This is a genomic window from Micromonospora sp. DT48 (assembly GCF_049844495.1).
In the GTDB taxonomy this organism is placed as follows: Bacteria; Actinomycetota; Actinomycetes; order Mycobacteriales; family Micromonosporaceae; genus Micromonospora.
On the sequence record NZ_JBNCLE010000034.1, the window covers coordinates 1 to 12,856 of the forward strand.

Sequence of the window (12,856 nt, forward strand, 5' to 3'; positions counted from 1 at the left end):
AAACCCAACCCCAAACCGAGAAGATCAACTGCCCAGATCACGGCCTTGATCAACAGCTAGCGAAAGACCGAGGCTAGACGATGCGAAGGCGTACACCCTCTTCGCAGAGTGCGTTGAAAGACTGCGCGACGAGCAGAACAAGCGGCAGCAGCAGCTTGATCAGCCCGCCGAGGTCAAACGCGAAGAGTGACGAGGCGCTCGCCTACAGCGCCTCCGGCGCGACCGCTGAGACCGAAACCGAGACCACAAGCGGAACGCCCGGTGCGATCCTCGCGGATCGACCGGGCATTCTCGCTGTTCACGAGCGGTGGCGGAGGGATTTGAACCCTCGGAGGGCGTAAACCCTCACACGCTTTCGAGGCGTGCTCCTTAGGCCGCTCGGACACGCCACCGCCGACGAGGGTACAGGACCATGGGTTCCGACGCCGAACCGGTCCCTGGCAGGCCGACCTGGCAGGATCAACGCCATGAGTACGCACATCGGCGCGAAGCCGGGCGAGATCGCCGAGCGGGTCCTGATGCCGGGTGACCCCCTGCGGGCCAAGTGGATCGCGGAGACCTACCTCGAAGACGCGAACTGCTACTCGACGGTCCGGGGCATGTTGGGCTTCACCGGCCGCTGGAACGACGTCGAGGTTTCCGTGCAGGGCTCCGGGATGGGTATGCCCTCGGCTTCGATCTACGCCCACGAGCTGGTCAACGAGTACGGCGTGAAGTCGCTGATCCGGGTCGGCTCGTGTGGCGCGCTCACCGAGGATCTCCAACTGCGGGACGTGATCGCGGCGAGCGGGTCCTCCACCGACTCGAACATGAACCGGATGCGCTTCGACGGGTTGATCGACTACGCCCCGGTGGCCGACTTCGGGCTGCTGCGTACCTCGGTGGAGGTGGCCGAGCAACGCGGCATCGCCATGCGGGTCGGGCCGATCCTGGCAGCCGACGCCTTCTACACCGACCGGCCGGACCTCTACGACCGCCTCGCGGATTACGGCGTGCTGGCGGTGGAGATGGAGTCCGCCGCGCTGTACACGATCGCGGCCCGGTTCAAGGCCCGCGCACTGACCCTGCTGACGGTGAGCGACCACATCAAGACCGGCGAGAAGACCACCTCGCAGGAGCGGGAGCAGACCTTCAGCCAGATGGTCGAGATCGCCCTGGACACGATCGTCGCCTGATTCGACCAGGCAGACGTCCCGCCGCCCTTGTGGGGTGGCGGGACGTCTTGTTTCGGCGTCGGTGTGACGGCCCCCACGCGATAAATATATACGACCGGTCGGTCTTATTGGTTAGGCTCCTCGCATGAACATCGACGGTCGGCTCGCCCGGGGCCAGCGCACCCGCACCGCCGTGCTGGACGCCGCCGTCAGCCTCGCCTCCGCCAACGGCCTCGACGGGCTCTCCCTCGGGCATCTGGCCGAGTCGCTCGGCGTCAGCAAGTCCGGCCTCTTCGCGCACTGGCGATCCAAGGAGGAGTTGCAGCTCGCCACCATCGACCGGGCCGTCGCCCAGTGGCGAGAGAAGATCATCGGCCCCGCGCTGCGCGCCCCCCGGGGCGTACGCCGGATCCACGCCCTGCACGAGGCCCGGGTCGACTTCTACGCCGACCGGGTGCTGCCCGGCGGTTGCTTCTTCGCCACCACCGAGTTCGAGTTCAACGCCCGGCCCGGCGCGGTCCGCGACCGCCTCGCCGAGGTCTTCGCCGCCTGGACGGGCTTCCTGGAACGGCTCGTCGCCGAGGCGGTCGACCTCGGCGAACTACCCGCCGACACGGACGTCGCGGTGCTGGCATACGAGATTGACGCGTACGGCATCGCCGCCGCCATGCGCTCCCGACTGCTCGACCCGGAGGCCACCTACCGGCACGCCCGTCTCGGCGTGCTGAGTCGCCTGCGGGCGCTCTGCCCTGATCCCGCACTACTACCGGAAGGCACGTCATGAGTCACGCAGTCGTCGAACCGCCCGCCGTGGAGTACGGCCACGTCGAGCCGGTCATGGTTCACTTTGACGACCTCGACGCCCTCGGCATCCTGCACAACGCCCGCTACGCGGTGCTGCTGGAGCGGGCGCTCACCGCGTACTGGTCCGACCGTGGCGTCGCCTACCAGGCGGGCCGGGCCAGCTCGCCCGACGTGTTCCACGCGGTACGCGAGTTCTCCATCAGCTACCTCGCTCCGGTCACCGGCACCGGCCCGATCGCCGTGCACTTCTGGCTGGAGCATCTCGGCACCAGCAGCGCCCGGTACGCCTTCCGCTTCCACTCGCTCGACGGCACCACGGCGTACGCGCAGGGACATCGCGCCGTCGTCCGGCTCGACCCGGCGACCCTGCGACCGGCGCCCTGGACCGACACCGCCCGGTCGGTCGCCGCCACGCTGCTGCGCTCCTGAGGCCGCGCTCCGCCGACGGATCAGCGGAAGAACGCGCGCAGCACCGCGGCGTTCTCGGCTTCCAGGACGCCGCCGTACACCTCGGGACGGTGGTTGAGCCGACGGTCGCGCAGCACGTCCCAGAGCGAACCGGCGGCACCGGTCTTGGGTTCCCAGGCACCGAAGACCACTGTCGAGACCCGGGCCAGCACCAGCGCACCGGCGCACATGGTGCAGGGTTCGAGGGTCACCACCAGGGTGCAGCCGTCCAGCCGCCAGCGACCCAACCGCTGGGCTGCCCGGCGTAGCGCGAGCACCTCGGCGTGTGCGGTGGGGTCACCGGTCAACTCGCGCTCGTTGCGGCCGATCGCCAGCTCACGGCCGTCCGGACCGTAGAGCACCGCCCCCACCGGCACGTCGTCGGCCGAAGCCGCATCCCCACCTGTTCCGGCCGGGCCGGTCACGGCGACTTCGAGGGCGCGGCGCATCCAGAGTTCGTGCCGCTGTCGCCGACCGGTACCGGTCGGGACGCCGTCACCGGTCAGCCCGTCCGTGCCAGTGGGCTCAGACCTCACGCAGTTCCTCGACCTCGTCGACGCAGCCCAGCACCTGGCAGATCTCGGCGGTGACGTCGCCCGGCAGCATGCCCTCGTGGGCGCAGAGATCGAGCAGTCGCTGCGCGGGGATGCCCAGGTCGGCCAGGAGGTCCGCCTCGCCCACCGGGTCCGCCTCCGGATCGACGGCCGGCTGCTCGTCGTCGTCGCCGGTGCCGGTGGCGCGCGGCTGCTCGCTGTCGTCGAACCCGGTCACCGACGTCTTCAGGTCGCCGACCAGCAACGCGCCCAGCTGGGACTCCTCCGCGTACGCCGAGTCGGAGCCGAAGACCCGCAGGTCCTCACCCTCGTCGAGGCGCAGGATGACCAGGTAGGTGTCGTCCGCCTCGACGAACAACAGCGACAGGTCCGCGTCCGGGGCGACGTCGCGGAGCCGCTCGGCGACCTCGTCGATGTCGACGGCTCCTCGTAGGTTCAGATCGGCGGCCGTCCAACCGCCCTTTTCGCGCACGACGGCCGCAGCGAAGTACGACACGGTTCCCCCAAGTTGCCTCGGCACAGCACTCGCCGATCCGTTACGCGTGCACGTTAGCCGGTCGGGTCGGCAGGCGACCGGTCAACGCCCCGAAGGGCCGGTCATTCCTGAGGTGGGGACTTCGAGCCGTTCAGCTGGCGAGGCGACGGCGAGTGGCGATCAGCTGGCGGAGCCGCTCGGTGCGGGCACGCTGTGGCCGTTCGCGTTCGCGTACCGAGCGCGCGTCCGCCAACTGCGCCAGAAGCTGAAGGCGGCGACGGCTGCGATCGGGATCCAGCCGCGGAGTGGTCCAGGCCATACCGGGAGGGTGCCGAGTTGTGGCCGTTCAGTCAAGACGGGTTTCGGTGTCCGTGCGACGACGCAGCGCAGTCCCCGCTGCACGGGTCACCACAACGGCCAGTCACCACTGGCCACCCAGCGGGCGATGACCGCGGCGGCGGCGATGCTCCAGCCTCCGGCGGTGACGATCGCGACGCCGGCGGCCGCTCCCCGGTCACCGAACCTCACCAGCACCAGGGCCGCGCCCCAGGCCAGGCCACCGGCGAGGAGCGTCCACCAGACGTATCCGACGAGGCTGCCGCCGAGCAGGCCGAAGAGGACCAGCCAGACGAAGGTTCCGAGGGCACCCGCCGCGACCCCGGCACCACCGATCGGGTGCGGCTCCCGGTAGGTGGGGCGCGGTGGCCGCCCGGAGGGAAAGAGTCCGGACGGGTTGTACGGCAACACCGGTACCCACTCCTCCACAGACACGGGACGCTGCGCTACCACCGTATCGAGTCTGTCAGGATGGCCGGATGGTTCCGCTGACGATCGGACGGTGGCGCGGGTACGCCGTGTTGCTGCTCGTGCCGGTGCTCGCGGCGAGCGGCTGCGGTGCGCCCGACGCGCCGACGGGCGCCGGGCCGACGGCCGCGACCAGCCCGACGGTCGTGACCACCGACGGACCCAGCGCGTCGCCCGACCTGGCGGACCAGTCGACGGCGTCGGCGTCGCCACGAAAGGACCTGCCCCACGTCTTTCCGGTACGCGCGAAGAAGGTGTCGTATCACCCGACCCACTCGGCGTACCCGGGGACGGACATCTTCGCCGACTGCGGTGAACCGGTCGTCGTGGTCACCGACGGCACGGTCGGTGAGGTGAGTCGGCGGGACCGGTACGACAAGCGCGGTCCGCAGGGGCCGTACAACGGCGGCCTGTCCGTGTCGGTCATCGGTGACGACGGGGTGCGCTACTACGGCTCGCACCTGACCGAGGTCGCCGAGGGGATCGACGCGGGGGTGCGGGTGCGGGCCGGTCAGCGGCTCGGCACGGTGGGTCGGACGGGTAACGCCAACAACGTCTGCCACCTGCACTTCGGCATCTCTCCACCGTGTCCTGGCGAGGACGGTTGGTGGATCCGTCGGGGCGTGGTCTGGCCCGCGCCGTATCTCGACTCGTGGCGCAAGGGCGGCAATCGGAAGCCGGCCGCCGAGGTGGCCGCGTGGCATCGCAAGCACGGCTGCCCGGGGAAGCCACCCGCCCGCTGATCCGCGTCATCCGCGTTTCATCACTGCGAAACATTGACGCAGGTCTCGCTGGTGAACTACCGTCCGCCGTAACAAGAGAGCGCTCTCTCAGGTAACTAAACTCACAATACCGACGAAGCGTGCGCCGACCGGCGGGGCCGGGCCGGCACGCGTTGGAGGAAAGATGAGACCTCCCGTCCCACGCCGCCCACACCATCGGATCCTGGCCGCCACCGCCGCCGCGACCCTCGTCCTCGGCGGGTTGGCCGTCATCGCCAGTCCCGCCGCGCAGGCGGCAACGGTCGGTGCCGGCAGCTACACCACGACCCCCGTCGGCCCACTGCCCAGCGGCTGCGGAGACCTGACCACCAACCCCCGGCAGTACGCCACCAACGCCGCCCCGCCCGGGCCGGTGCCCACCAACGACTGGTGGTCATCGCTGCTGTGGAAGCGCCTCAACTGCGCCTTCAGCGAGCCGTTGCACGCGCACCCGGTCTCCTACCAACCTGTCACCGACGGGCTCGGCTTCTCGGCCACCTCGACGCCCACCATCACCGGCACCGCCACCGGCGTCGGTGAGTTCAAGTACCCGTACGTCGAGGACATCCGGGTCGGCATCGCCGGGCTGGGTGCACCCAACGTGCTGGTCGACGACTGGACGGACTGGACGGTCACCCCGTACTGGAGCGACGGGGCACGCACCATGCGCGCCACCATCGGTCACGGATTGCCACTGGCGTACTTCCGCGTCAGCGGCGGCGACGCCGTGATCAACGTGACCGGCGGCAACCCCACGGTCTGGTCCAACAACGCCAGCAGCATCGGCTTCACCGTCCGTGGGCACGACTACGTGGCGTACGCGCCGACCGGTGCCACCTGGACCGTCAGCGGCAGCCGGATCAGCTCCAACCTCGCCGGACGCGGCTACTTCAGCGTCGCGCTGCTGCCGGCCACCAGCGACGGCACCGCCCGCGCCCAGCTCGCCACCAACTACGGCCGGTACGCGCACGCCCACGTCACCGGCACCCGGGTCAGCTACACCTACAACGCGGCGACCAGTCAGGTGGAGACCCGGTACGCCTTCACCACCACACCTCGCGAGGGCACCGAGACCCGGACCGTGGCCAGTCTCTACCCGCACCAGTGGCGGGCATTGTCCGGTGCCACCCCGATCGCCCAGACCTACCCGTCCGCCCGGGGGCGGATGAAGGTGGTCGTCGGCGTCGGCGAGTTCCGCACCTCGATGCGGTTCAACGGCGTACTGCCCGAGCTGCCCGCCGTGGCGACCGGAGCCGGCACCGACCTGACCACGCTGCGGCAACACCTGGCGGCGGTGCGGAGCAACCCGATGGACCAGCGCGGTGGCGACACCTACTGGACCGGCAAGGGGCTCGGCCGGGCGGCTCGCATCGCCGAGATCGCCGACCTGGTCGGCGACACCGAAACCCGTACGGCGGCGCTGAACGCCATCCGCACCACCCTGAACGACTGGCTCACCGCCTCGCCCGGCGAGACCGAGCGCCTCTTCTACTACAACCAGCAGTGGGGCACGCTGATCGGCTACCCCGCGTCGTACGGCTCCGACCAGGAACTCAACGACCACCACTTCCACTACGGCTACTACATCGCCGCCGCCGCGACGCTGGCCAAGTTCGACCCGACCTGGGCCCGGCAGGATCAGTACGGCGGCATGATCGACCTGCTCATCCGGGACGCGAACAACTACGACCGGTCGGACACCCGCTTCCCGTACCTGCGCGACTTCGACATCTACGCCGGGCACGACTGGGCCTCCGGGCACGGCGCGTTCGCCAGCGGCAACAACCAGGAGTCGTCCTCGGAGGGGATGAACTTCGCCAACGCCCTCATCCAGTGGGGGCAGGCCACCGGCAACACGGCGGTACGCGACGCGGGCATCTACCTCTACACCACCCAGGCGGCGACGATCCACGAGTACTGGTTCGACGTCACCGGGGAGAACTTCCCCGACGCGTTCGGGCACTCCAACGTGGGGATGGTGTGGGGTGACGGCGGCGCGTACGCCACCTGGTTCAGCGCCGAACCCGAGATGATCCAGGGCATCAACCTGCTGCCGATCACCGGTGGGCACCTCTACCTGGGCCAGCACCCGAACTACAACTCGGTCAAGTACGCCGAACTGGTCCGCAACAACGGCGGTGAACCGACCGTGTGGCAGGACATCCACTGGCAGTTCCTCGCCCTCGGTGACGCCGACGCGGCACTGGCCAAGCTGCGGGCCAACCCCGGCTACACCCCGGAGGAGGGCGAGAGCCGGGCCCACACCTTCCACTGGATCCGCAACCTGGCCGCCCTCGGCCGGGTCGACACCGGGGTCACCGCCGACCACCCGTTGGCCGCGGTGTTCACCCGCAACGGCGCCCGGACGTACGTGGCCAGCAACATCTCCGGCACGCCGCTGACCGTGCGGTTCTCCGACGGTACGCAGTTGAACGTGGCGGCCGGGCGCACCACCACCAGCGGGGCGCACACCTGGAGTGGCGGCAGCGCCAGTGGGGGCGGTTCCCCGAGCCCGACGCCGACGCCGACCACCTCTCCGACGCCCACGCCGACCCCGACGCCCACGCCCACGCCGACCGACCCGCCGTCCAGCGCACCCGTGCGGTACCTGCTGTCGGGCGGCGGCCTGGGCGCCTCCGGCACCGCCGGCACGACCAGCGTGAGCAGTGCCGCAGGCGCGAACTACGACGGCACGCCGCGTAACCCGGTGGTGTTCACCGCGACCGGGCTCAACCTCAACCACAACGGTGGGCAGACCGCGTTCGACCTCTTCCTGGACGCCGACACAGCGGTCGGCAACGGGGTGCAGGTCCGGGTCTCCTACGACCTGACCGGTGACGGCAGTTGGGAGCGGGTCGAGACGTACCGCTACTTCGCCACCGACCCGGTGCCGGGCTGGGAGCACTACACCCAGGCGGCCGGACTGCACTCCAGCAGCGGAGCCCTCGGCAATCTGCGCGGCGGTACCGTCCGGGTGGAGGTGTGGTCCGCCATCGGCAACAACCCCACCACCCTCGGAGTCGGTGACCGTTCCCTGATACGGCTGCCGTACGCCTGATTCCGCCCCGCGCCGCCGGTCGTGCCCCGACCGGCGGCGCGGACGCGTACGTTTGCCACCATGCGGGACCCCATCGCTGATCTACGTCGGATCGCCTTCCTGCTGGAGCGGGCGAACGAGGCCACCTATCGGGTACGCGCCTTCCGCTCGGCGGCCAAGGCACTGGCCGCGCTGCCGGTCGAGGAGGTGGTCGAGCGCAGCCGCACCGGCAAGCTCACCGAGCTGCCCGGGGTCGGTGACGTCACCGCCCGCTGCGTGGCCGAGTCGCTGGCCGGGGAGGAACCGGTCTACCTGCGCCGGTTGCTCGCCACCGAGGGCACCGACCTGGACGCCGAGGCCACCGCCCTGCGTACCGCCCTGCGCGGCGACTGCCACACGCACTCGGACTGGTCCGACGGCGGATCACCGATCGAGGAGATGGCGCTGGCCGCCGTCGAACTGGGCCACGAGTACCTGGTGCTGACCGACCACTCGCCCCGGCTGAAGGTGGCCCGGGGCCTGACCGCGGACCGGTTGCGCCGCCAGCTCGACCAGGTGGCGCAGCTCAACGAGGCGCTGCCGGAGGGGTTCCGCATCCTCACCGGCATCGAGGTCGACATCCTCGCCGACGGGTCACTCGACCAGGACGAGGAGTTGCTCGCCCGGCTGGACGTGGTGGTCGGCTCGGTACACAGCGGCCTGAACGACGACCGGGCGAAGATGACCCGCCGGATGCTGGCCGCCGTCGCCAATCCGCACCTGGACATCCTTGGCCACTGCACCGGCCGGATGGTCACCTCCCGACCCGCCGGAGTGACCGGGCCCGGTGACAAGGGGCATCGGGCCCGGAGCCGACCCGAGAGCGACTTCGACGCCGACGCGGTCTTCGCCGCCTGCGCGGCGCACGACACCGCCGTGGAGATCAACTCACGCCCGGAACGGCAGGACCCGCCGAAGCGGTTGATCCGGCGGGCGCTGGAGGCGGGTTGCCGGTTCGCCATCAACACCGACGCGCACGCCCCGGGCCAGTTGGACTGGCAGCGCTTCGGCTGCGAGCGGGCCGCCCGCTGCGGGGTGCCCGCCGACCGTGTGGTGAACACGTGGTCGGCCGACGAGCTGATCGCCTGGACACGCTCCTGACACAGTTGCCTGGTCAGCGGGTGACCGGTCGTCGGGTACGACATTGTCCTGCGGTTTTCGGCCGTCGTGTCCGCGCCACAGAAGCCACCTACGCTGGTGAAACGTTGACCGGCCGAGGAGGTGTAACACCATGGCGATGCCGATGCGCTTCGACCCACTCGTCGACCTCGACGGCATGTGGACGACCCAGCTCGCCGACCGCTACCTCCCGTTGCCTGAGTTGCCCGATGCGCGATACGAGTGCATCGACGGGAGGTTGGTCATGACGCCCGCCGAGGTCGGCACGAACAGCTACGGCGAGATCGAGCTGGCGCACCTGTTGAAGTCCGCCGCCAAAGCCCACGGTTTCTGCGTCTTCGGCCAGGTGAATCTCACCTTCTCCCCGCAGCGGTGGATCCAACCGGATCTCACCGTGCTGCACACGCTGCCGAAAACGGACGAGGAGGATCGCTGGATTCCGGCCCACCTCTGCACCATGGCGGTCGAGTTCGTCTCCCCCGGCAGCCGCCGGCAGCCGCCGGCAGGATTTCGTCGACAAGCCGATGCGGTGCGCCGAGGGCCGGGTGCCGTACTTCATGCGGGTGGAGATCTCGCGCCGACTGCGGCATGCCGCGGTGGAGCTGTTCACCCTCAGCACGTACGGCGGCTACGACACCATCGCCAAAGCGGTCAGCGGCGACCGGGTACGCGCCGACGAGCCGTTCCCGATCGACTTCGATCCTGCCGACCTGCTGCCGTGACCGGGTCGACGACACCACGTCGACACCGGCCTCGCGTAGGGTGCGCAGGGTGGGAAGAATCGACGATCTCGCGAACCGCTTCGTCGCCGACTGGGCCGCACTGAGCCCGACCGGCGCCACCTACGTCGGCATCGCCGGCTACGACGACAAGCTCGATGATCTGTCCCCGGACGGATACGCCGCGCGTGCCGACCTGACCCGCCGCACCCTCGCCGAACTCGACACCATCGAGCCGGAGACGGAGACCGAGCGCACCGCCCGGGAGGCGATGCAGGAACGCCTGGGCCTCGAACTCGACAGGTACACCGCCGGGCAGACAACCAGCGAGGTCAGCGTCATCACCAGTGGGCTGCACGAGATCCGGATGGTCTTCGACCTGATGCCCACCGACGGCGAGCAGGCTCGGGCCAACCTGGCCGCCCGGTTGAACCTCTTCCCGAGCGCGTTGGAGGACTACAAGACGACGCTACGCGAGGCGGCAGCGGCCGGGCGGGTCAGCTCGCGTACCCAGTTGATCGAGGTGGCCAAGCAGTGCGACGCCTGGGTCGATCCGGACGGTGACAACGTCTTCCACGGGCTGGTCGAGCGGCTGGGCGAGGAGAGCGCCCTCGGCGCCGAGCTGCGGCGTGGCGCGGCGGCGGCCACTGCGGCGACCGCCGAGTTCGGGCAGTTCCTGCGGACCGAACTCGCCCCCCTCGGGAGGGAGAAGCAGGCCGCCGGTCGGGAGACCTACGAGCTGGCGTCCCAGTACTTCCTCGGTGCCCGCATCGACCTCGACGAGACGTACGCCTGGGGCTTCTCGGAGCTGGCCCGGCTGGAGGCCGACATGCGGACGGTGTCCGCCGAGATCGCCGGCCCGAGCGCCACCATCGACGAGGCGGTGGCGGTGCTGGATGCCGACCCGGCCCGGATCATCCGGGGGCGGGACGCCTTCCGCGACTGGATGCAGGAGCTGGCCGACCAGGCGATCAGTGAACTCAACGGCACCCACTTCGACATCCCCGAGCAGGTCCGGCGGATCGAGTGCATGATCGCGCCCACCAGCGACGGGGCCATCTACTACACCGGCCCCAGCGAGGACTTCGCCCGACCTGGCCGGATGTGGTGGGCGGTGCCGCAGGGCCTGACGGAGTTCTCCACCTGGCGGGAGGTGACCACCGTCTACCACGAGGGAGTGCCGGGGCATCACCTTCAGATCGGCCAGACGGCCGTCCGGGCCGAGGTGCTCAACCGCTGGCAGCGGCTGCTCTGCTGGGTCTCCGGGCACGGTGAGGGCTGGGCGTTGTACGCCGAGCGGTTGATGGAGGAGCTGGGCTACCTGGACGACCCCGGTAACCGGCTCGGCATGCTCGACGGCCAGGCGTTGCGGGCAGCCCGCGTGATCGTGGACATCGGCATGCATCTGGAGCTGCGGATCCCCGAGGACAACCCGTTCGACTTCCATCCCGGCGAGCGCTGGACGCCCGAACTGGGTTGGGAGTTCCTGCGGGAGCACTGCCGGGTGCCGGACGAGATGCTGCGCTTCGAACTCAACCGCTACCTGGGCTGGCCGGGGCAGGCACCGTCGTACAAGGTGGGCGAGCGGATCTGGCTCCAGGCGCGGGAGGAGGCGAAGGCCCGCAAGGGTGCCGACTTCGACCTGCGGGAGTTCCACCGGCAGGCACTCGACCTGGGTGCGCTCGGTCTCGATCCGCTGCGCCGGGCCCTGACCCGACTCTGACGATTGCGGGGGCGGGCCGACGGCCCGCCCCCGCACCATCGACCTGGTGCTACTGCTTCTCCGACTCGCTCTGCGCTGCCCGCTGGCTCGGCACCGTGGACTCCTCGGACTTCCAGTTCGTCGACGCGGGCGGGATCTCGTCGGACAACGGTCCACCCTCCCGCGCGTCGTCCCGCACCGGTGCCTGGTCGACCCGGGTCGGTGCCGGGTCCGCACCGACGGCGTGCCTGCCGACCGTGCTCGGGGTGCGGTTGCGGGAGACCAACAGCCCGATGACGATCAGCACCAGGCCCAGCACGACGAGCCCGAGCGGCGCGTACACACCGAGGATGGTGAGCTGGCTGCGGCTCTTCTTGGCCCGGTCCACCGACGACGTCACGGTTTCCTCGTTGTAGGAGAAGTCGGCGTCCAGCAACGTCGTCGGGGTGCCGGTGTTCGGCACGAGCACCTTCTTCTGCTGCTCCCGGACCTTCAGGTAGGAGCCGGTGACCGGGTCGATCCAGACCGTACGGGTGTTGCTGTACACGACGTCACCGGAGGTCGATCCCGGGGCGAGCGCACCGAGCAGCAGCGTCACCCGGTCGGCGGCCAGCGGCAGCTTCTCGTCGGTGATGACCTGCTCGTAGCGGTACGCCTCCAGGCCGTTGATCTCCTCGGTGCCCTTGAACTGGGCCACTCGGGTCTGCCGCAGATCCCGGTCGAAGATCTCGTAGTTCTTCTGCTCCGAGTTGAACGGGAACTTGTACATCTGGCCGGCGAACGAGACGTTCTCCGGCGTTCCGCTCTCGTCGAGGTACTGCTCGTTCCACTCGACGGCCGCCGCGGAGACCCGGTCCAGGGCCAGCTCCGCGCCGTACGCGCTGACCAGCTCCTTGGTGTCGATGCGCTCGACGGTCTGGCCGACCCGCCAGACCACCGTGTCACCGGCGAGGTCGCCGCTGAGCGCCGCGGTCTTGGCGCGCTCCGGGGTGACCTGGATGGTCGACTTCAGGTCGCCCTGGTTGATGGCGACCGCACCGTTGGTGATCTGCAGGAACGTCGCGCCCTTGGCCTCGGCCACCGAGGTCGTCGGGTCCAGGTCGTAGGGCAGTTTGGACATCGCGGGCTTGACGACGAACACCAGTCCGGCGGCCAGCGCCAGGAGCAGTACGCCGCCTCCAAACAGCACGGCACCCACGGCGCGCTGCTTCATGTTTCCTCCCTGAGGAGCTCAATTGCGT

Annotated in this window: 13 protein-coding genes, 1 tRNA gene and 1 pseudogene; 9 read left to right on the plus strand and 6 right to left on the minus strand. The window is 69.8% G+C overall.

Annotation, left to right across the window (positions count from 1 at the left end):
* Positions 1–305: 305 nt before the first annotated feature.
* Positions 306–392: transfer RNA gene (locus ACLQ2S_RS25935), tRNA-Ser, on the minus strand.
* 75 nt (positions 393–467) lie between these two features.
* Here ACLQ2S_RS25935 and deoD point away from each other — a divergent pair.
* From deoD to ACLQ2S_RS25950, 3 genes are all read left to right on the plus strand, one after another.
* Positions 468–1,175 (plus strand): purine-nucleoside phosphorylase, encoded by a 708-nt coding sequence (gene deoD / locus ACLQ2S_RS25940; RefSeq protein ID WP_155222064.1) that lies wholly within the window; start codon positions 468–470, stop codon positions 1,173–1,175.
* Between the two features lie 124 nt (positions 1,176–1,299).
* A complete protein-coding gene (locus ACLQ2S_RS25945) occupies positions 1,300–1,938 on the plus strand; it encodes a TetR/AcrR family transcriptional regulator (protein ID WP_155222065.1) in 639 nt (212 codons plus the stop codon).
* On the plus strand, positions 1,935–2,387 hold the full coding sequence (locus ACLQ2S_RS25950; RefSeq protein WP_155222066.1) for an acyl-CoA thioesterase: 453 nt from the start codon (positions 1,935–1,937) through the stop codon (positions 2,385–2,387). The genes ACLQ2S_RS25945 and ACLQ2S_RS25950 overlap by 4 nt, the downstream gene beginning before the upstream one ends.
* Before the next feature lie 20 nt (positions 2,388–2,407).
* Here the strand turns inward: ACLQ2S_RS25950 and ACLQ2S_RS25955 are convergent, their stop codons facing one another.
* The 4 genes from ACLQ2S_RS25955 to ACLQ2S_RS25970 all read right to left on the minus strand — a co-directional run bounded on the left by ACLQ2S_RS25955 (position 2,408) and on the right by ACLQ2S_RS25970 (position 4,199).
* Positions 2,408–2,854, minus strand: coding sequence for a nucleoside deaminase (locus ACLQ2S_RS25955; protein ID WP_155222078.1), 447 nt, complete (start codon positions 2,852–2,854; stop codon positions 2,408–2,410).
* A 76-nt stretch (positions 2,855–2,930) separates the two neighbouring features.
* Positions 2,931–3,455, minus strand: a complete 525-nt coding sequence (locus tag ACLQ2S_RS25960) for a tRNA adenosine deaminase-associated protein (RefSeq protein ID WP_309223909.1) — start codon at positions 3,453–3,455, stop codon at positions 2,931–2,933.
* A gap of 130 nt (positions 3,456–3,585) precedes the next feature.
* Positions 3,586–3,753, minus strand: a complete 168-nt coding sequence (locus ACLQ2S_RS25965; RefSeq protein WP_196222647.1) for a hypothetical protein — start codon at positions 3,751–3,753, stop codon at positions 3,586–3,588.
* 86 nt (positions 3,754–3,839) lie between these two features.
* A complete protein-coding gene (locus ACLQ2S_RS25970) occupies positions 3,840–4,199 on the minus strand; it encodes a hypothetical protein (RefSeq protein WP_309223914.1) in 360 nt (119 codons plus the stop codon).
* Positions 4,200–4,249: 50 nt separating this feature from the next.
* Between ACLQ2S_RS25970 and ACLQ2S_RS25975 the strand changes: the two genes are divergently transcribed.
* The 6 genes and pseudogenes from ACLQ2S_RS25975 (at position 4,250) to ACLQ2S_RS26000 (ending at position 11,636) form a co-directional block, all read left to right on the plus strand.
* A complete protein-coding gene (locus tag ACLQ2S_RS25975; protein ID WP_425703520.1) occupies positions 4,250–4,981 on the plus strand; it encodes a M23 family metallopeptidase in 732 nt (243 codons plus the stop codon).
* 163 nt (positions 4,982–5,144) lie between these two features.
* A complete protein-coding gene (locus tag ACLQ2S_RS25980) occupies positions 5,145–8,057 on the plus strand; it encodes a glycosyl hydrolase (RefSeq protein ID WP_425703522.1) in 2,913 nt (970 codons plus the stop codon).
* 60 nt (positions 8,058–8,117) lie between these two features.
* On the plus strand, positions 8,118–9,176 hold the full coding sequence (locus ACLQ2S_RS25985) for a PHP domain-containing protein (protein WP_425703524.1): 1,059 nt from the start codon (positions 8,118–8,120) through the stop codon (positions 9,174–9,176).
* Between the two features lie 175 nt (positions 9,177–9,351).
* Positions 9,352–9,624 (plus strand): annotated as a pseudogene (locus ACLQ2S_RS25990) (Uma2 family endonuclease); the annotation flags it as partial.
* Positions 9,625–9,739: 115 nt separating this feature from the next.
* A complete protein-coding gene (locus tag ACLQ2S_RS25995; RefSeq protein WP_196222650.1) occupies positions 9,740–9,916 on the plus strand; it encodes a hypothetical protein in 177 nt (58 codons plus the stop codon).
* Between the two features lie 49 nt (positions 9,917–9,965).
* Entirely contained in the window at positions 9,966–11,636 is a 1,671-nt protein-coding gene (locus ACLQ2S_RS26000; protein WP_309223910.1) for a DUF885 domain-containing protein, read from the plus strand.
* A 49-nt stretch (positions 11,637–11,685) separates the two neighbouring features.
* Here ACLQ2S_RS26000 and ACLQ2S_RS26005 read toward each other — a convergent pair whose 3' ends face one another.
* Positions 11,686–12,828, minus strand: coding sequence for a DUF3068 domain-containing protein (locus ACLQ2S_RS26005; RefSeq protein WP_155222071.1), 1,143 nt, complete (start codon positions 12,826–12,828; stop codon positions 11,686–11,688).
* Positions 12,829–12,856: the final 28 nt, after the last annotated feature.